Genomic DNA, 18,516 nt, shown 5'->3' on the forward strand with positions numbered 1-18,516 from the left:
ACCCGTTTCGGTTATCAATTTGTACATGATTAGACAGGTACGATTTGACAAGAAACAACGGGTGGTCGACGAGCTCGTCCGGCGCATCGAAAGCGGCCTCATGGAGGACGGCTTTCTGTTGCCCGGCGAACATCAGTTGGCTCAAGAATTCAAAGTCAGCCGAGGTACGCTGCGCGAAGCGCTGGCCGAACTGAAACGGCGCAATTACATCGCCACGCAAAGCGGCGTCGGCTCCATCGTTACCTTCGACGGTGTTGCCCTCGACCAGCGCAGCGGCTGGGCGCAGGCGCTGGCCGACAGCGGGGCGATGATCAATACCGAAGTGTTGCGTCTGGAAGCCGTGACCCGGCCCGATCTGCTGGCGCGTTTTGGCACCGATCAATTCATCACCCTCGACCGTCGCCGCCGTTCCAACGAAGGCACGCTGGTCTCACTTGAACGCTCTTTGATGCCGGCCACCGGCGGCCTGGAAAGCCTGCCGCGCGTTGGTTTGATCGACAACTCCCTGACCATCACCCTGGCCGCCTACGGCTACATTGGCGAGCGCGGCGACCAGTGGATCGGCGCCGAACCGTTGAATGCCGAAGACGCCGCACTGCTCGGGCGTCCGGTCGGCACTGTTTTCCTCAAAGCGCTGCGCACCACCTACGACCGGCAGAACCGCTTCATGGAACAGGTGGAAAGTTTGCTCGACCCGGTGCATTTCCGTCTGCACCTGCAATTTGGAGAATCGAAATGACCGCGCTCAACCGTGCACTCGGCGCTTTCTATGGCCTGGCCCTCGGCGACGCGCTGGGCATGCCGACGCAATCGCTAAATCGCGAAACGATCAAGACCCGCTTCGGCACAATCACCGATCTGCAGGATGCCGGCCCCCTGCAACCGATCGCCGCAAACATGCCCAAAGGCTCGATCACCGACGACACCGAGCAGGCGATTCTGGTCGGCGAGTTACTGGTCGAAGGCAAGGGCCGCATCGAGCCAGCAATCCTCGCGCAACGCTTGATCGAGTGGGAAGCCGAAATGCAGGCCAAGGGCTCGCAGGATTTGCTCGGCCCATCGACCAAACGCGCCATCGAAATGATCCTCGCCGGGCACTCGCCGGAAGAGGCCGGGCGTTACGGCACCACTAACGGCGCGGCCATGCGCATCACGCCAGTCGGGATCGCGGCGGATGTTGCCGATCCGGAGCGGTTTATTGCTGCGGTGGTGCAGGCTTGCCAGGTAACCCACAACACCACACTGGGGATTTCCAGCGCGGCGGCGGTGGCGGCGGTGGTCTCCGCCGGCATCAATGGCATGGACCTGGGGGGGGCGTTGAACCTCGGTCAGCAAATCGCTCAACAAGCGGAATCACACGGCCATTGGGTGGCCGGTGGGCGGATCGCCTCGCGCATCAGTTGGGCGCGCACCATCAGTGTCGACAGCGACAAGGCTTTGCTCGCGGATCTGCTCTACGACGTGATCGGCACTTCGGTGGCGTCGCAGGAATCGGTGGTGGTCTCGTTCGCCTTGGCGCAGCAAGTCGCGGTCGGTGAGATGAGCGCGTTTGATGCGCTGTGCATGGCCGCCAGTCTTGGCGGTGACACCGACACCATCGCCGCGATTCTTGGCGCCATGCTGGGGGCCTGCCTGGGTCTTGAGAGCTGGCCGGTGCCGATGATCGACACGGTGAAAGTCGTCAATCATCTGGAGCTTGAGCCGTTGGTGCAGGGGCTGTTGGCTTTGCGCTGATTGGGCTGACGCCTTCGCGAGCAGACTCGCTCCCACAGGTACGGCGTGATCCCTGTGGGAGCGAGCCTGCTCGCGAAGGCCGCACCGCAAAACTTGAATATTCACCCGCAATGGATCGCGCAGACAGGCCGAGGACGGCCGCGATGTCTTGTCGTTTTGCATCATTGCCACAACCACAAAAAAGGCAAACAGGAGCACCTTCATGAGTTCATCAAACGCCGGGCAAAGCGCCGGGCAACTGGAAACCCGCGGCATCGAACCGGTGCCGGAAGCTGAGTGCAACGGTCATCCGCTGCAACTGTTCTGGGTCTGGTTCGCCGCCAACATCTCGATTCTCGGCCTGCCACTGGGCGCCACCCTGGTCGCGTTTCGCGGCTTGGCGATCTGGCAGGCGATCATCGTTGCAATCATCGGTGCTGCCGGTTCGTTTGCCGTGGTCGGGATCATCTCGATTGCCGGGCGCCGTGGCCGCGCGCCGAGCCTGACCTTGTCGCGAGCGATCTTCGGTGTGCGCGGCAATATCGGCCCGACGCTGGTCTCGCTGATGTCGCGTCTGGGCTGGGAAACCGTCAACACCACCACCGCCGCCTTCGTGCTGCTGTCGCTGTGCTCGATTCTGTTCGGCTCACCGGTTGAGGCGAAAAGCGCACCGGTACTGACGCTGATCTTCATCGCCATTTTCGTCCTGCTGACCTTGTCGGTTTCTGGCCTCGGCCACGCGACCTTGCTGGTGATCCAGAAGTGGGCGACCTACGTGTTCGGCGCGCTGAATCTTCTGGTCGGTGGCTTCCTCTGCGCGACCATCGACTGGAGCGCGGTGTTCAACGCTACGCCAGCGCCGATGAGCGCAATGATCATTGGCATCGGCACCATGGCCGCCGGCACCGGCATCGGTTGGGCCAACGCTGGCGCCGACATGTCGCGCTATCAGCATCGCAGCGTCAAGGCTGTGCGTCTGGTCGCGTCTGCGGCGTTTGGTGCGGGGATTCCACTGGTGCTGTTGATCACCCTCGGCGGCTTGCTGTCGGTGGGTAACAACGACCTCGCCTCGGCGACTGACCCGATTGTGGCGATTCGCGACATGTTGCCAACGTGGATGGCGGTGCCGTACCTGATCACTGCATTCGGTGGCCTGCTGCTGTCGAACAACCTGTCGGTGTACTCCGCTGGTTTGACCACGCTGACCCTCGGCCTCAAAGTCAAACGCGTCTACGCGGTGGTGGTCGATATCGTCGCGATCTTCGCCGGTTCGATTTACTTCATGCTGATCGCCGACAGCTTCTACGGCCCGTTCATTACCTTCATTTCCCTGCTGGCAGTGCCGATCACTGCGTGGGTCGGGATCTTCGTCGTCGACTTGATTCACCGTCACTACTACAGCCCGAAAGACCTGCTCGACGTCAGCCCGAGCAGCGCCTACTGGTATCGTGGCGGCATCGAATGGCGCGCATTTGGCGCATGGGCAATCGCCATTGTCCTTGGTTTCAGTTTCACCACTATTGGCACCACTGCCGAGAACGTCTGGTTCAAGGGCTTCCTGTCCGACTCGTGGCTAGGCCACAACGGCCTCGGCTGGATCGTGACCTTCGTGGTCGCCGGTGGCATTTACTTCGTCCTCGGCGGGGCGAAAGATCGCCGCGCCGCGCAAACCGAGAATGCTCATGCCTAAGATGTTGCACACCGGCCAGGTCATCATCGACCTGGTCATGGCCGTGGATAAACTGCCGCAGATTGGCGGTGACGTACTGGCGCAGTCGGCCGGTTTCGAAGCCGGTGGCGGATTCAATGTGATGGCGGCAGCGGTGCGTAATGGCCTGCCGGTGGTGTATCTCGGTCGCCATGGCCGCGGGCGTTTCGGCGATCTCGCGCGTCAGGCGATGAACGCCGAGGGGATTCACATCGGCATCACCGAAGCCGCACAGAAAGACACCGGTTTATGTGTGGCGCTGACCGATGCGTCGGCGGAGCGCAGTTTCATTTCCTACATCGGCGCAGAAGGTGAAGTGACGGAGGCGGATCTGAACAGCGTTCCGGCCGAGCCGGGCGACTACGTTTATCTGAGCGGCTACAGCCTGCTCCACGAAGGCAAGGCCCAGGCGTTGCTCGACTGGACGCTGGCACTGCCGGATTCGATCAACGTGGTGTTCGATCCGGGCCCATTGGTCGAGTCGCCGGACTCGCTGATGATGCAGGCGTTGCTGCCGCGCATCGATGTGTGGACCAGCAACAGTGTTGAAGCACTGCGGTTTACCGGCGCTGATGATATTGGCGCGGCGCTGGATCGCCTCGCTGAGCACCTGCCCAACGATGTGTTGATGGTGGTGCGCGACGGCCCGCAGGGTTGCTGGATTCATCAGCGCGATGAGCGTCGGCATGTGCCCGGGTTTGCCGTGAAAGCGGTCGACAGCAATGGCGCCGGTGATGCCCATGCCGGAGTGTTTGTTGCCGGACTGGCGCAGGGTTTGTCTGCCCATGAAGCGGCGCGGCGGGCGAATGCGGCAGCGGCTATCGCGGTGACGCGCTGGGGGCCGGCGACTTCGCCGGCAGCGGCAGAGGTGGATGCGTTTATCCGAGAGTCCAGCGGCGATTGATCTAGCGCTTTCGCGAGCAGGTCGAATCGTCGCACCGTCGCTCCCACAGGTGATTTGTGATCGACATAAATTTAATGTGGGAGCGAGCTTGCTCGCGAAGGGGCCGTCAACCTCACGCAAAGTCAGCCGGCCTTGCGCAACGCCTCAATCAACTCTTGCTTGCGCATCGAAGAACGCCCCGGAATCTGCTTCGCCCGGGCCTCCTTCATCAAGCTATCGACTGTCTGCGTATTCTTCGAAGCCTTGCTGTTACGCGAATGCCCCTCGCGACTGGCCACCGCCCGCCGCGAAGACTCTTTACGATCCTCAGCCTTGGCACTCGCCGGTTTTCTGCGCCCGGAACCGCCGGCCTTTTCGCCGCCGCCCGATTGCTTGTTCACCGTCGCCCAGGCCCGCGTCTCGGCGTCATCCTTCGACAGACCTTTCTTTTCGTAGCTGTCTTCGATGTGCTCGGCTTTGCGCTTTTGCTCGGCGGTGTATTTGTCTTTGCTTCCACGAGGCATAGGATTTCTCCTCTTGTGTGCAGATCGACCGCTCGCCGCATCGGCAGCGAGCGGCCGCAGGACTACTGCAGATCCAGCTTGCGCGCCGCCTCAACGCCAGCGGCACTGAGCTTGATCGGCAGGTTCAACGAATGTTCGCCAGCCTCGTTGCAGGTCACATGCCCGTGGTGAATCAGTCCACGATCCTGCAAAGCGGCGAGGGCGCTGGCCACGACCTTCTCGCCCCGGTAATTGTCCAGCACCTCCTTGCCCAGTCCACTCGGATGAGCGTGCAGCAGGCGGGTGAGGACTTCTTTTTCCAGGTTTTTATCGACGTTCATGGTTACCTCTTCATTGAGTTGAACAGGACGCTCGCGTCGGCGAACTACTGACCGGAGCCTTCGGAACCGGAGCCACCGGTGGTGGTTTTCGAGCCGATGCCGGGGCCCGCGTTGTCTGGCGTGGCGGCGTCGGGGGTATTCATGCCGCCCTGCCGGCCCGGGTCACTGCCCTGCGTGCGCGGGTCGGTGCCGGTGGCGGGAGGCTGATTGATCAGGGGTACGCCGGAGCCATCGGTATTCATGCCGGGGGCACTGTTGATGGCGGGTGCGCGTGGCGGGGTCGGATCGGTAGGGCCGGTGCCCGCAGCGGTGGCGGATGCGGCGAAAACCGCAGGGCAGAGCAGGGCGCTGAATACGAAAGCGGTCAACCTTGACGGGATCATAGGGCTTCTCCAGTGATTGGAATCCTTACCTGTCGTTGGTCTGCCCGCTGATCGGATTGGTGCCTGATGAACGACGAACGGTCTAGCTTGCCTGCGCGGCATTCAGACTGAACCGCCGCCAGAACAAGCGGCCAAGGGTAATCAGCCAGTTGGCCAACGCGACGATCAAAACCGTCAAAAGCAGCGTGCTCATGCCGTGCTCAACGATGATTTTGCCGGCCAATAGCGGGAAACCAAACACGCCGATGAAGTACGAAAGACTGAACAGCAACAAGGCCTGCGATGTAGTACCGGCCGGTGCTTCGTTGGCCGCCAGGCCGTTGATCACCGAATAGGTCAGGCCATAACCGACACCGAGCATCAGCGCCGCCAACAGATAACTGAATCCGCTGTGCACGCCGAACGTGAACAGCGCAATCGAACCCAGCATCAGCCCCGACAGCAGGCACGATGCGCGCAAAGGATCACGCTTGACGACATATCCGGCGATCAGCATCCGACTGCTGATCGCGGCGCTCATGAAGCCGAGAAAGAACAACGAATAATCCAGCGAGCGGGCGGCGGCATAGCTGGTCTGAAAGCTCGACAATCCACCGAATACGCAGCCGCCGAGCCCAACCATGATGATCGGAAGCAGCGCACGCGAGCTGAGCACTTGAGTGGTTGCTTGCCAGCTGATTTTTGCCGCCGTCGGGGCCAGCGTGCTTTTCAATCGAGTACCCAGCTGCCAGAACAGCAGCACCCCGATCAGGCTTGCCAGCGCCGCCAGATAAAACGCCGAGGTCACTGGCAAGCCCAGCGCACTGGCTGCCCGTCCGAGCAAAGGGCCGCTGCCAATCCCGGTCATCATGCTGCCCGACAGCAGCGCAAAGTATTTGGCGCGCTGCGCCGGGGTTACCAGGCTCGCGACGATGATCGGCCCCAAGGTGTAGAAAACGCCCCAGCCCAATCCCAGCAACAAACCGAAAACCAACAACAGATGACCAAACCCCGGTGTCAGCGCAAAGCCCAGACTCGCCGCCACCAGCAATAGACCAAACAGGGCAATCGAACGCGCCGCGCCGAGCCAGTCCGACAGATGCCCGGACACCAGCACTGCGACAAACGTACTGAGCATCGCCGCCGAAATCACACTGCCGGCATCGTGTTCATTGCCCCCGCGAGAACTGATCAACAGCGACAATAAAAACGTCGAGCCGTAAGACAACGACAGCAGATAACTGGCGAGGCAGAACAGACCGAACAACTTGCCTGAGACTTTGGGTGTTGCTGGCGGCATGACGCGAATCCTTGAGCGGAAAAATTCAGCGTCATCTGTTTAACACGGCAGGCTGGCGGGTTAGGTCTGAGCTTGGCGAAGTCAGGATCGTTGTGCGCCGGAGTAAAGCATCAGGCGATGCCGATCTCTTCCTTGAACTGCTCCATGAAACCCTTCAGGCGTTGATGGCGGATTTGCGCCAGACGCCGGCCGGTGGCGGTCTGGAAACCGTCGGCGAGGTGCAGCAGTTTTGTCTGGAAATGATCGAGGCAAAACCGCTTGTCGTCGTAGTCGCGCTGTTTCGCTTCGGGATCCTGCGGGTCGTACAGCGCCGAGCCCATGCGCCCGGCAATGTAGAAGGTACGGGCGACGCCGAGCATGCCGAGTGAGTCGAGGCGGTCGGCGTCCTGGACGATTTTCGCTTCGCGGGTGCGTGGGGTGATGTTGGCGGAGAAACTGTGGGCTTCGATGGCGTGGGCAACTTCACTGATTTTCGCTGTCGGCCAATTCATACCGGCTAATACTGCAGAAGCTTTTTCCGCCGCAAGACGCGAAGCCTGCGAACGCAGTGGCGAATTCTTCTCGACGGCGACGCAATCGTGCAAGAGTACGGCGGCCAGCAACACCTCAAGATCGCCGCCTTCTTCTTCGTGCAGCGTACGCACGTTGTGCCAGACCCGTTGCAGGTGGGCGAGGTCGTGAGCGCCGTCGTCGGACGGCTCCAGAGCGTGCGGCAGTAACTCTGCTGCCAGTGCCGCCACGGGTGTAAAAAACTCAAGGTTCATAAGCATCCTTTCAGATTGTCGAAGTCCCTGTGGGAGCGAGCCTGCTCGCGAAGGCGCCCTTACAGTCACTTGCATTGTTGAATGACAGAATGCATTCGCGAGCAGGCTCGCTCCCACAGGGAACTGCAGCGTTTGCAACATTGCGCAGGGTAGTGTGTGTTTTGCCATGTGACGAGCGCCGCCCACGGCCTTAGTATGGCGTTTTCCTTTTCCGACAAGGCCCGTCCATGACGATCGAAATCCGCCCGGCGACCCCCAGCGATGCCCCGCAAATCCTCGCCTTCATCACTGAACTCGCCGATTTCGAAAAGGCCCGCCACGAAGTCATCGCCAGCGTTGCCGACATCGAACGCAGCCTGTTCGGCGAAGGCGCCACCGCCCACGGGCTGATCTGCCTGCGCGATGGTCTGCCGATCGGTTTCGCGGTGTTCTTCTTCAGCTATTCGACCTGGCTCGGCAGCAACTGCCTGTACCTCGAAGACCTCTACATCACTCCCGAACAACGCGGCGGCGGAGCCGGCAAAACCTTGTTGCGTCACTTGGCGAAAATCGCCTGCGACAACGACTGCGGCCGCTTCGAATGGAGCGTGCTGGACTGGAACACGCCGGCCATCGATTTCTACAAGTCCCTCGGTGCGCAACCGCAGGAAGAATGGGTGCGCTACCGCATGGATGGCAAAGTCCTGCGTGAGTTTGCCGAGGGCTGAGCACCATGATGGCAATCCGGCAGTAAAACGATTGTAGCCAGCGCTCTAGTCCGGCATCCTACGCACCATTTTTGCGCGCTCATGGATGACACTTGCAATGCCTCTGGCACAATTTCTCCACGCCCGTGGAGCCTTCGCTGCGTCAACGAGTGACCAGCGATGAGCGGACTACGGGCGACAATGCGTCTGTACGGCCTGGTGAAAAACTCGGGCTCGAGCGACAACCCCCAGCGCCAACCGGTCGACATTCTCTGCATGACAAATCGTACGGGGGGCACAGCCATTCGTGCGTTCGTGTCACGCCTCGATGCCGAGTTGATGAGGCGCAGTGCCGGGCTTGACGATTACCGCGTGATACCGCTGCGCACCTTCGATCCGACGGCGTTTATCGACGCCCATCAAGGTTGGCTGACGCTGCACATCTGTTGCGGTTTCGTCGCCCCTGCCGGGCATTCGCTGCTCAAGGACGGCGGGTTGATGCCGATGGGTTGGTACGTCTATTCCGAGATCGTCCAGTGGACGGCCCAGCATCATCTCGACCTCGGCACACAAATGGCCGATTTGCTGCAATCGACTTACGAACGCAATCACCTGCGCAACTACAACGCCTGGCTCAACGAGCTGGATGACGCGACGCCTGCCGAGCTGGCATGGCATGTCGATCAAGCCTGGCAACATCTGCAGATCGCTACATCCCCCGACAGCCGTGAACACTGCCACGCCCTGTTCGACCCCGTCGACAACCGCTGGCGCTTCGCCGCGACCGACATCGATATTCATCAGCCGCACCCGGAACCCCTGAAGCAAGGAGCTTTGAATTGAGTGGTAAACCCGCTGCACGCGTCACCGACCCGACCGCCTGCCCATTGCCAGGCCATGGCACCAACCCGATTGCTTCCGGCTCGCCGAACGTATTCTTCGACGGCCTCGCGGCTGCGCGCATGACCGATAAATCGGCGTGTGGCAGCCCGATTACCGGCGCCGTTTCCGGCACGGTTTTCATCAACGGACTGAATGCCGCAACGCTGGACAGCACCGGAGGCCACGGCAATGTCGTGGTCGGTGGTTCGGGTACTGTGATTATCGGCCAGAGCGGCGGTGGGGCGGCGTTTAGTGGGTTGTTGCCGATGCCGGTGCATTTCACGGACAGGTTGCAAGTGGTGAATGAGGACACCGGAGAGCCGGTGCCCTATCACCCCTACACGATTCAGCGCGGCGATGGCAGTGAGGAGCCGGGAATTACGGATGCGTTGGGATTCACCCATACCGTCAGCTCGCATTTGGCTGAAACTATAAATTTGTTTGTGGAGTGATGATAAATGGCAGAAGGAAGTGCGACAGCAGACACTCCAGAAGTGCCGGTAGCTAGAAGGAATCCAGTTACCCATACGCTCACTTGTAAGACTGACCAGTCTGTTAAGCAAGCATCGGTAAAATTGCGGGATGTAATGGTATTTCTTGTTGGCGGAGCGGGCGATCAGGAAAGATATTATGTTGATGGCCCTAACCACAACGTCGATTACGTTCGAGACATGGTTGATGCAGATATCGAAGCTCTAGAAATCAAGAAGTACTGCACTACCTTGCCTCTTGGTTATAACGCGTTCATGAGTGAAGAGGATCTGGAAAAGAATGTAATTGGTAAGATTTCAAACTGTAATACCGCCGTTTACATTATCGGTCATAGCTTGGGTGGGTGGAATGGCGCGCACCTATCGGCTGTTTTGTCCGATCGTGGATTTAAAGTCAAGATGCTGGTCACCCTAGACCCTGTAGGCCACGGAAAAATTGTCTACGGTATTTCGAAGATATATAGGAAGGTTCCTCAGCCAAAAGCGGAATACTGGGTGAATATCAGAGCCGCTGCAGTTGATTGGAATTTATCGGACGTCGTTGCGGATTTTGGTGAGCAATGGGAAATTTCCGCTGGACCTAATGTAATGGGGCGGCTGGACATCAATCACGCGGATGCTAACTTTATGTACGCGCGACCTTTGCCTGGTGGCAAGTCAGCTCGACAGATTTTAAGGGAATCAATTTTGAAATGGACCAAGGAGTAACGTTTTGTGAGATTTATAACGTTGGCAGTTATGATTCTGATGGTCTCTGCGTGTTCTTTGAATCATGGTCGGCCTATCGCTAATTTACAGTACTCAAAGACTGATCGGCTTCGCAGTACCGGGATTTATCAAATTTATTTTTCGTCAGATGTAGAACTGCTTCAGTTGTTCAAGTCGTCTATTGGTCAGGGTCTTGTATGTTCGTTAACGGACGATCAAGATTTTTCACAGGCGCACCGTATAAAGCAATCCGGTTTCGGGTTCATTGAAAGAGTGTCAACTGATTCACTGCTCTATAGGGCGGATGTTCTTTTCGATGAACAGGTAGATGATAAGGGTGAGGAAAGACGTCTCAAAGGAGATTCGTTAGTTCCGTTTTTGAAATCCAGAGATTCCATTTCTTGTGTGTTTAGAGTTCATTCGACTACTTACAAAACGTATTTCTCGAAGATTATGCAAATCCCGAGTGTCGATTTGATGAATCCAGGAAGTGCAGAGTAGCCGCATATTTCATCGGCCTTGCCTACTTTGAAGGCCGTTTCCACTATGACCAGTTCGTGCCTATATTATGGGTTTACTACCATTGGGTAATAATAAGACGGCTCGCAGTATTTTTAATAAATTGGTTTCGAGTTTCTTCAAGGAGTGAAGCTCGCACCACGATATTTTTTTGATCTGTTCGGTAAATAACGATCATCACTACTTCTTCGACTCGAATGTGCATGAACTCCGGTTTGCAGAGGAAGAATTTTTAACTTGGCCTATCCCAAAATATGGGATGCAAAATTACATATTGAGATTTTACGTCTGAGAGGTCTATAGTCCGTCGCACTCACTGCCAAAAACAAAACAGGTGAAGCGATGCTGGCGCAATTGATCGCGCTCGACTGGGGGACGACCTCATTACGTGCTTACAAACTCGCGGCGGACGGTGTGGTGCTGGAGCAGCGCGCGCTGTCGTCCGGGATCATGCAGTTGCCCAAGACCCCGCGAATCATCGCCGGTCGCGAATGCACCGACGGTTTTGAACTGGCCTTCGATGAGGCCTGCGGCGACTGGCTCGAGGCGCAGCCGGATCTGCCGGTGATCGCTTGCGGCATGGTCGGCAGTGCGCAGGGCTGGCGTGAAGCGGCCTACTGCGAGACGCCGGCGAACGTCGCCAATCTCGGAAACTCCCTACAAACAGTGATCAGTCTGCGCGGCACCGTGGTGCATATCGTGCCAGGCGTGATTCAGCGTTCGCGGCTGCCGAACGTGATGCGCGGCGAAGAAACCCAAGTGCTCGGCGTGCTGCAGAATCTGCCGATTGAGGCGGGTGCTGACCTGTTGATCGGCCTGCCGGGCAGCCACTCGAAATGGGTGGACGTGGTCGATGGCTGCATCACTCATTTCGATACCTTCATGACCGGCGAAGTGTTCGCCGTGCTCAGTGAGCACAGCATTCTCGGCCGGACCCTGAAGCAAGGCGCGACGTTCGATGCTCTGGCGTTTGACCGGGGCGTGCAGATTGCGCAGTCGGCGGACGGCGAGCTGGGCGTGCTGTCGACGTTGTTCAGCGCCCGTACCTTGGGTCTGACCGGCGAACTCAGCCCGACCGCGCAGGCGGATTATCTGTCCGGCCTGATGATCGGCCATGAACTGGCGGCGCTCGCCAGCGTTCAGCGCCGGCGCCGTAACAATCCGAATCTTCCTTCGATCATCCTCATCGGTAACGCACAACTCTGCGCGCGCTACAGCCGCGCGCTCGATGCCTGTGGTTTCGCCGACGTGACGCTGGCCGAGCAGGCCACCGAGCGTGGCTTGTGGCAACTGGCGCTGGCCGCCGGACTGATTGATTCCTCATCCCGTTAACCCTGACTGGAGGCCTGACATGCTCAAGCAAGCACTGGCACAAAACGGTCTGATCGCGATTCTGCGTGGCCTGCATCCGCAGGAAGCCGCCGCTGTCGGAGAAGTCCTGTATGCGGCCGGATTTCGCGTCATCGAAGTACCGCTCAATTCCCCGTCGCCGTACGAAAGTATCCGCATTTTGCGTACGACCTTGCCCGCCGATTGCCTGATCGGTGCCGGCACGGTGCTGACGCCGGAGCAGGTCGAGTTGGTGAAAGAAGCCGGCGGCCAAGTGATCGTCATGCCGCATAGCGATGCCAAGGTGTTGCGCGCGGCGAAAGCGGCGGGGCTGTTTCTGTCGCCGGGTGTCGCCACGCCGACCGAGGCCTTCGCGGCACTGGAGGAGGGCGCGGACATTCTCAAGATGTTTCCGGCTGAGCAGATGGGCCCGGCGGTCGTCAAAGCCTGGCTCGCAGTGTTGCCGACGGGAACGGTACTGGCGCCGGTCGGCGGTATTACACCGGACAATATGCAGGCGTTTATCGATGCCGGTGTAAAAGGTTTCGGCCTCGGTTCCGGACTGTTCAAACCGGGCATGACGCCGGAGCAAGTGGCGGTGAACGCCAAGGCTTACGTGGCTGCGTGGAAGGCCCTTCGCTAAGACTTTTTGGCGCTGTGTGCGCTGCATCTACAAGAGAGACAAAAAGATGAAAATCACCAAACTCACCACCTTCATCGTCCCGCCGCGTTGGTGCTTCCTAAAGGTCGAAACCGATGAAGGCGTGACCGGTTGGGGCGAACCCGTTGTTGAAGGGCGCGCGCATACCGTCGCGGCTGCCGTTGAAGAATTGTCCGACTACCTGATTGGCAAAGACCCACGCAATATCGAAGACATCTGGACCGTCCTGTATCGCGGCGGTTTCTACCGTGGCGGCGCGATTCACATGAGCGCGCTGGCGGGTATCGATCAGGCGTTGTGGGACATCAAGGGCAAGGCCCTCGGGGTGTCGGTCAGCGATCTGCTCGGCGGCCAGGTGCGCGACAAGATTCGCGTGTATTCGTGGATCGGCGGTGACCGTCCGGCCGACACCGCGCGTGCGGCGAAAGAGGCGGTGAGCCGTGGTTTCACAGCGGTGAAGATGAACGGCACCGAAGAGCTGCAGTTCCTCGATACCTTCGAGAAAGTCGATCTGGCGCTGGCCAACGTTGCCGCTGTGCGTGATGCGGTCGGGCCGAACGTCGGCATCGGCGTCGACTTCCATGGCCGCGTGCACAAGCCGATGGCCAAGGTGCTGATGAAGGAACTCGACCCGTACAAACTGATGTTTATCGAAGAGCCGGTGCTCAGCGAAAACTATGAAGCGCTGAAAGAGCTGGCGCCGCTGACCAGCACGCCGATTGCCCTCGGCGAGCGACTGTTCTCGCGTTGGGACTTTAAACGCGTGCTGAGCGAAGGCTACGTCGACATCATCCAGCCGGATGCTTCCCACGCTGGCGGCATCACCGAAACCCGCAAGATCGCCAACATGGCCGAAGCCTACGACGTGGCGCTGGCGCTGCATTGCCCCCTGGGGCCGATTGCACTGGCAGCGTGTTTGCAACTGGACGCGGTTTGTTACAACGCGTTTATCCAGGAGCAAAGCCTGGGCATCCATTACAACGAGAGCAACGACTTGCTCGACTACGTGAAGGATCCACGGGTGTTCGATTACGACAAAGGCTTCGTGAAGATTCCGAACGGGCCGGGGTTGGGCATCGAGATCAACGAGGAATACGTGATCGAGCGCGCGGCGGTCGGGCACCGCTGGCGCAACCCGATCTGGCGCCATGCCGATGGCAGCTTTGCCGAGTGGTGATTTGTCTCTGACACACCCGATGAGATCGTTCCCACGCTCTGCGTGGGAATGCCTCAATGGACGCTCTGCGTCCGCTTTTGGGACGCGGAGCGTCCCGGGCTGCATTCCCACGCGGAGCGTGGGAACGATCAGATGCAAGGCCTCAGGCCGACCTCAATAAACATAAAAAGAGGCTCTCCCCATGCAACCGCAAACCCTCACCGGGCAGGCGTCTTTAGTCACGCCTAGCCGCAAGCGGTTTTTCATCATGGTGTTGCTGTTTATCACCGTGGTCATCAACTACCTCGACCGCAGCAACCTGTCGATTGCCGCGCCGGCGCTGACCAGTGAGCTGGGCATCGATCCGATTCACGTCGGCCTGATTTTCTCCGCGTTCGGCTGGACCTACGCCGCCATGCAAATCCCCGGCGGCTGGCTGGTCGACCGTGTGCCGCCGCGCATTCTCTATAGCGTCGCTTTGTTGTTGTGGTCGATTGCCACAGTGATGCTCGGTTTCGCGGCCAGTTTCATCGCGTTGTTCGTTTTACGCATGGCCGTCGGCGCGCTCGAAGCACCGGCCTATCCGATCAACAGCCGCGTGGTGACGACGTGGTTTCCCGAGCGTGAACGCGCCACGGCCATCGGTTTCTACACCTCGGGTCAGTTCGTCGGTCTGGCATTCCTGACTCCGGTGCTGGCCTGGTTGCAACACGAATTCGGCTGGCACATGGTCTTCGTCGCGACCGGCGCGGTGGGCATCATTTGGGCGGCGATCTGGTACGCGGTGTATCGCGAGCCACGGGATTTCAAAGGCGCCAACCAAGCGGAAATCGACTTGATCCGCGAGGGCGGTGGTCTGGTCGATATTCAACAAGAGTCCGCCAAGGTCAAAGCCAAATTCAGCTGGACCGACTTGGGCATCGTGCTGACCAAACGCAAGTTGTGGGGCATCTACCTCGGCCAGTTCTGCCTGAACTCGACGCTGTGGTTTTTCCTGACGTGGTTCCCGACTTATCTGGTGAAGTATCGCGGCATGGACTTCATCAAGTCCGGTCTGTTGGCATCGCTGCCGTTTCTCGCCGCGTTTATCGGCGTGTTGTGTTCGGGGTTCTTTTCCGACTTCCTGATCCGTCGCGGTTGCACCGTCGGCTTTGCGCGCAAGTTGCCAATCATTGGCGGGCTGCTGATTTCCACCTCGATCATCGGCGCCAACTTCGTTGAGTCGACGCCGCTGGTAATTGCCTTTCTGGCGCTGGCGTTCTTCGGCAACGGTCTGGCCTCGATCACCTGGTCGCTGGTGTCGACGTTGGCGCCGGCGCGTTTGCTCGGGCTGACTGGCGGGGTGTTCAACTTCATCGGTAACCTGTCAGCAATTGCCACGCCGATCGTCATCGGCTTCCTCGCCAGCGGCGATTCCTTCGCGCCGGCGATCACCTATATCGCGGTGCTCGCCTTGATCGGTGCATTGTCCTACGTGCTGCTGGTCGGCAAGGTCGAACGTATCGAGTTGTAGTGCTCAGCGTCGGGCGACCATAATGCCGCCCGTTCCTTCGCTCAACGGTAAAAGGCTGGATATGCAGGAAGACGCTCCGGAAAAAACCAAGGACGCCGCGCCCACTGGCACCCAGACGCTGTTACGTGGCTTGGGTGTGGTGCAAGCGGTGGCCAGCGGCGCCCGTGATCTCAAGGAGATCGCCCGGCTGATCGGCACCACGCGCAGCACCACCCATCGTCTGGCCAGTTGCCTGGTCGATGAGCGCTACCTGCGCGTGGTGCCGCAAGTCGGTTACCTGCTCGGGCCGAAGCTGATCGAACTGGGTTTCCAGGCGCGCGAAGAGTTGCCGCTGGTGACCCTGGCCGCGCCTTATCTGGACGAGTTGTCGGCGCTGACCGGCGACACTGTGCATTTGGGCATTCGTGAAGGCGATGAAGTGCTGTACCTGCTGAAAAATCCAGGGCGCAACGGCCCGGAAATGCGTTCGCGGGTCGGCCATCGCATGCCTTTGGCACGCACCGGGATTGGCAAGGCATTGATGCTCGATGACTCGCCGAAAGATTGGCAGCGTCTGTACGACATCAGTCTGCCGGCCGGTGGGAAAAGTCAGTTCTGGCCGCAGCATCCCCAACAGTCGTGGGAACAGCTGGAGCAGCGCATGACCGAATACGTCGCCGGTGGCTACGCGTTCGATCTGGAGGACAACGAACCGTCGATCCGCTGCGTGGCGGCGCCGATTCGCGATGCGAGCAAGGGCATTGTGGCGGCGATCAGTATCGCCAGCACCGTGCCGTACATGCCGCTGGAAAAAATGGCCGAGCTGATTCCCCTGATCAAAGGGGTCACAGCCCGGCTGTCGGCGGAACTCGGTCTGAAGATTTAAACCTTGAGCGTCGCCATGTCGATCACGAAACGGTACTTCACGTCACCGGCGATCATCCGGGCGTAAGCCTCGTTGATCTGGCGGATGTCGAGCATTTCGATGTCGCAGGTGATGTTGTGCTCGGCGCAGAAATCCAGCACTTCCTGGGTTTCGGCGACGCCACCGATCAACGAACCGGCCAAGATGCGGCGACCCAATACCAGTTTGGCGGCGTGAACCGGTGGATCGATCGGTTCGATCAGACCGACCAGAATGTGCACGCCGTCGAAGCGCAGGGTGTCGAGGTACGGGTTGAGATCGTGCTGCACCGGAATGGTGTCGAGCAGGAAGTCGAAGTAACCGGCAGCGGCTTTCATCTGCTCGGCGTCGGTGGAAACGATCACGTGATCGGCACCCTGACGACGACCTTCTTCAGCCTTGCTCGCCGAGCGGGTGAACAGCGTGACTTCAGCGCCCATCGCCTTGGCGAACTTGATGCCCATGTGGCCGAGGCCGCCCATGCCGAGAATCCCGACCTTATCGCCCGCTTTCACACCGTAGTGCTTGAGCGGCGAGTAGGTGGTGATACCGGCGCAGAGGATCGGCGCGGCGCTGGCCAAGGCCAGTTTTTCCGGGATGCGTACGACAAAGTGTTCGCTGACGACGATGCTGTCGGAATAACCGCCCATGGTGTTGCTGCCATCGACCCGATCCGGGGTGGCGTAGGTCATGGTCGGGCCTTCGAGGCAGTATTGCTCAAGGTTCGACTGGCAGGCTTCGCAGGTGCGGCAGGAGTCGACCATGCAGCCGACGCCGACCAGATCGCCGACTTTGTGCTGGGTGACATTCGCACCGATCGCGGTGACTTTTCCGACGATCTCGTGACCTGGCATCAGCGGGTAAACGGCGATGCCCCATTCGTTGCGCGCCTGGTGGATGTCGGAGTGGCAAACGCCGCAGTAAAGAATTTCGATCGCGACGTCGTCGGCGCGCGGGCTGCGACGTTCGAACTTCATCGGGGCGAGGGGGGTGGTGGCCGATTGGGCGGCATAACCGATGGCTGTGTACATGTGAAACCTCGCAAAAGCAGGAACAAGTGAGGCGGCGCATTCTGGGCGCCGACTGTCGGTCCGGCCATGACGATTCCTCCGGGTCTCATGCCTAATCCTCCGGCATGCGGGTTTGATCGGTCGCATTGGCAAAAGGATCTGCGATGATGCTTTCATCCCTTGTTTCCGTGATTTTTTGTGAAGAGCAATTCGATGCAATTGACCCGTCATCTTGATGCCAATGCCCGGCTGGTTTCGCTGATCGAACCGCTGGCGCTGCGCGATGGTTACAGTCAGACCGGGCTGCCCGGTGTGCAAGTGTTGCGCGCCAGTTGCGACGTCGCCCGTGGCCCGCACATTTATGAGCCGAGCCTGATGATCATCGCCCAGGGCAGCAAACTGGCGTTTCTCGGGCCGCGCACCATGGAATACGGCGCCGGGCATTACCTGATTCAGGCGCTGCCGGTGCCGTTCGAATGCGAGACGTTTGCCTTGCCGGATGCGCCGTTGCTCGGGGTGTCGGTGGCGATTGATCGGGTGTTGCTTGGTGAGCTGGTGCTGGCCATGGGGCTGGCGCCGGGGCGGCATATCCCGGCGCAGACGCCGGAGTCGATGACCTCGGTGGTGCTCGACGATGACATGCGTGGCTGTGTCGAACGTTTGCTCAGTTGCCTGCACGATCCGCTGGAATGCCAGATTCTCGGGCCGGCACGGGTGCGTGAATTGTTGTTCACCGCGTTGCGCGGGCCGCAGGCCGATGTGTTGCGCGCGTTGGTTGAGCAGCAGGGGCAGTTCGCCCGGGTGGCGGCGTCGATCAGTCATCTGCATGCGCATTACACCGAGCCGTTGAACGTGGAGACGCTGGCCGGTTGCGCGAACATGAGCGTGTCGACGTTCCATGAGCACTTCAAACGCAGCACGTTGCTGTCGCCGGTGCAGTATCTGAAGCGTTTGCGCTTGTTGAAGGCGCAGACCTTGCTGGTGGCGGAGGGCCTGGGTGTGGCGCAGGTGGCGCATCGGGTGGGTTATCAGAGTACTTCGCAATTCAGCCGCGAGTACAAGCGCTACTTCGAACGCAGCCCGGGTGACGAGCGCGCCGCCTGA

The 18,516-nt window shown here is 59.6% G+C and carries 20 protein-coding genes; 14 read left to right on the top strand and 6 right to left on the bottom strand.

The features are described from left to right. Positions 1-25 precede the first annotated feature (25 nt). The 4 genes from L8H52_RS04970 to L8H52_RS04985 all read left to right on the top strand — a co-directional run bounded on the left by L8H52_RS04970 (position 26) and on the right by L8H52_RS04985 (position 4,325). Positions 26-739 carry a GntR family transcriptional regulator gene (locus L8H52_RS04970; RefSeq protein ID WP_242205842.1) on the top strand — a complete coding sequence of 238 codons (714 nt, stop codon included), beginning with the start codon at positions 26-28 and terminating at the stop codon, positions 737-739. Then, complete coding sequence (locus tag L8H52_RS04975; protein ID WP_242205840.1) at positions 736-1,734, top strand: ADP-ribosylglycohydrolase family protein; 999 nt, start codon at positions 736-738, stop codon at positions 1,732-1,734. Before L8H52_RS04970 ends, L8H52_RS04975 begins: the two co-directional genes overlap by 4 nt. Positions 1,735-1,936: 202 nt before the next feature. Next, positions 1,937-3,403, top strand: coding sequence for a cytosine permease (locus tag L8H52_RS04980; protein ID WP_242205838.1), 1,467 nt, complete (start codon positions 1,937-1,939; stop codon positions 3,401-3,403). Then, on the top strand, positions 3,396-4,325 hold the full coding sequence (locus L8H52_RS04985) for a PfkB family carbohydrate kinase (RefSeq protein WP_242205836.1): 930 nt from the start codon (positions 3,396-3,398) through the stop codon (positions 4,323-4,325). The genes L8H52_RS04980 and L8H52_RS04985 overlap by 8 nt, the downstream gene beginning before the upstream one ends. Before the next feature lie 122 nt (positions 4,326-4,447). On the opposite strand, the gene L8H52_RS04990 is transcribed toward L8H52_RS04985, so the two are convergent. The 5 genes from L8H52_RS04990 to L8H52_RS05010 form a co-directional block, all read right to left on the bottom strand. Continuing rightward, on the bottom strand, positions 4,448-4,828 hold the full coding sequence (locus L8H52_RS04990) for a Rho termination factor N-terminal domain-containing protein (protein WP_242205834.1): 381 nt from the start codon (positions 4,826-4,828) through the stop codon (positions 4,448-4,450). 62 nt (positions 4,829-4,890) lie between these two features. After that, on the bottom strand, positions 4,891-5,148 hold the full coding sequence (locus tag L8H52_RS04995; protein ID WP_016986009.1) for a hypothetical protein: 258 nt from the start codon (positions 5,146-5,148) through the stop codon (positions 4,891-4,893). A 44-nt stretch (positions 5,149-5,192) separates the two neighbouring features. Then, entirely contained in the window at positions 5,193-5,531 is a 339-nt protein-coding gene (locus tag L8H52_RS05000; protein WP_242205832.1) for a hypothetical protein, read from the bottom strand. An 82-nt stretch (positions 5,532-5,613) separates the two neighbouring features. Beyond that, entirely contained in the window at positions 5,614-6,810 is a 1,197-nt protein-coding gene (locus L8H52_RS05005; RefSeq protein ID WP_242205830.1) for an MFS transporter, read from the bottom strand. A 110-nt stretch (positions 6,811-6,920) separates the two neighbouring features. Then, complete coding sequence (locus tag L8H52_RS05010) at positions 6,921-7,574, bottom strand: HD domain-containing protein (RefSeq protein ID WP_242205828.1); 654 nt, start codon at positions 7,572-7,574, stop codon at positions 6,921-6,923. 227 nt (positions 7,575-7,801) lie between these two features. On the opposite strand from L8H52_RS05010, the gene L8H52_RS05015 reads away from it, so the two are divergent. The 9 genes from L8H52_RS05015 (at position 7,802) to L8H52_RS05055 (ending at position 16,384) form a co-directional block, all read left to right on the top strand. Then, positions 7,802-8,281, top strand: coding sequence for a GNAT family N-acetyltransferase (locus L8H52_RS05015; RefSeq protein WP_053122551.1), 480 nt, complete (start codon positions 7,802-7,804; stop codon positions 8,279-8,281). Positions 8,282-8,440: 159 nt separating this feature from the next. Beyond that, positions 8,441-9,103, top strand: coding sequence for a hypothetical protein (locus L8H52_RS05020; protein ID WP_242205826.1), 663 nt, complete (start codon positions 8,441-8,443; stop codon positions 9,101-9,103). Beyond that, the gene (locus L8H52_RS05025; protein WP_122842539.1) at positions 9,100-9,594 is read left to right on the top strand and encodes a PAAR domain-containing protein; all 495 of its coding nucleotides are present in this window, start codon (positions 9,100-9,102) and stop codon (positions 9,592-9,594) included. The genes L8H52_RS05020 and L8H52_RS05025 overlap by 4 nt, the downstream gene beginning before the upstream one ends. A 6-nt stretch (positions 9,595-9,600) precedes the next feature. Further along, the gene (locus L8H52_RS05030) at positions 9,601-10,341 is read left to right on the top strand and encodes an alpha/beta hydrolase (protein ID WP_242205824.1); all 741 of its coding nucleotides are present in this window, start codon (positions 9,601-9,603) and stop codon (positions 10,339-10,341) included. A gap of 861 nt (positions 10,342-11,202) precedes the next feature. Beyond that, a complete protein-coding gene (locus L8H52_RS05035) occupies positions 11,203-12,192 on the top strand; it encodes a 2-dehydro-3-deoxygalactonokinase (protein WP_242205822.1) in 990 nt (329 codons plus the stop codon). A 19-nt stretch (positions 12,193-12,211) separates the two neighbouring features. Continuing rightward, a complete protein-coding gene (locus L8H52_RS05040) occupies positions 12,212-12,832 on the top strand; it encodes a 2-dehydro-3-deoxy-6-phosphogalactonate aldolase (RefSeq protein WP_242205820.1) in 621 nt (206 codons plus the stop codon). A gap of 46 nt (positions 12,833-12,878) precedes the next feature. Next, on the top strand, positions 12,879-14,027 hold the full coding sequence (gene dgoD, locus L8H52_RS05045; RefSeq protein ID WP_008085519.1) for a galactonate dehydratase: 1,149 nt from the start codon (positions 12,879-12,881) through the stop codon (positions 14,025-14,027). 181 nt (positions 14,028-14,208) lie between these two features. Beyond that, positions 14,209-15,519 (top strand): MFS transporter, encoded by a 1,311-nt coding sequence (locus tag L8H52_RS05050; RefSeq protein WP_242205818.1) that lies wholly within the window; start codon positions 14,209-14,211, stop codon positions 15,517-15,519. Between the two features lie 61 nt (positions 15,520-15,580). Then, complete coding sequence (locus L8H52_RS05055) at positions 15,581-16,384, top strand: IclR family transcriptional regulator (protein ID WP_158960093.1); 804 nt, start codon at positions 15,581-15,583, stop codon at positions 16,382-16,384. Here L8H52_RS05055 and L8H52_RS05060 read toward each other — a convergent pair. Beyond that, a complete protein-coding gene (locus L8H52_RS05060; protein WP_242205817.1) occupies positions 16,381-17,433 on the bottom strand; it encodes an NAD(P)-dependent alcohol dehydrogenase in 1,053 nt (350 codons plus the stop codon). The genes L8H52_RS05055 and L8H52_RS05060 overlap by 4 nt on opposite strands. Before the next feature lie 192 nt (positions 17,434-17,625). On the opposite strand from L8H52_RS05060, the gene L8H52_RS05065 reads away from it, so the two are divergent. Beyond that, entirely contained in the window at positions 17,626-18,516 is an 891-nt protein-coding gene (locus L8H52_RS05065; protein WP_110720362.1) for an AraC family transcriptional regulator, read from the top strand.

It is taken from the genome of Pseudomonas sp. CROZ-RG-20F-R04-15 (assembly GCF_022662375.1).
GTDB lineage: Bacteria > Pseudomonadota > Gammaproteobacteria > Pseudomonadales > Pseudomonadaceae > Aquipseudomonas.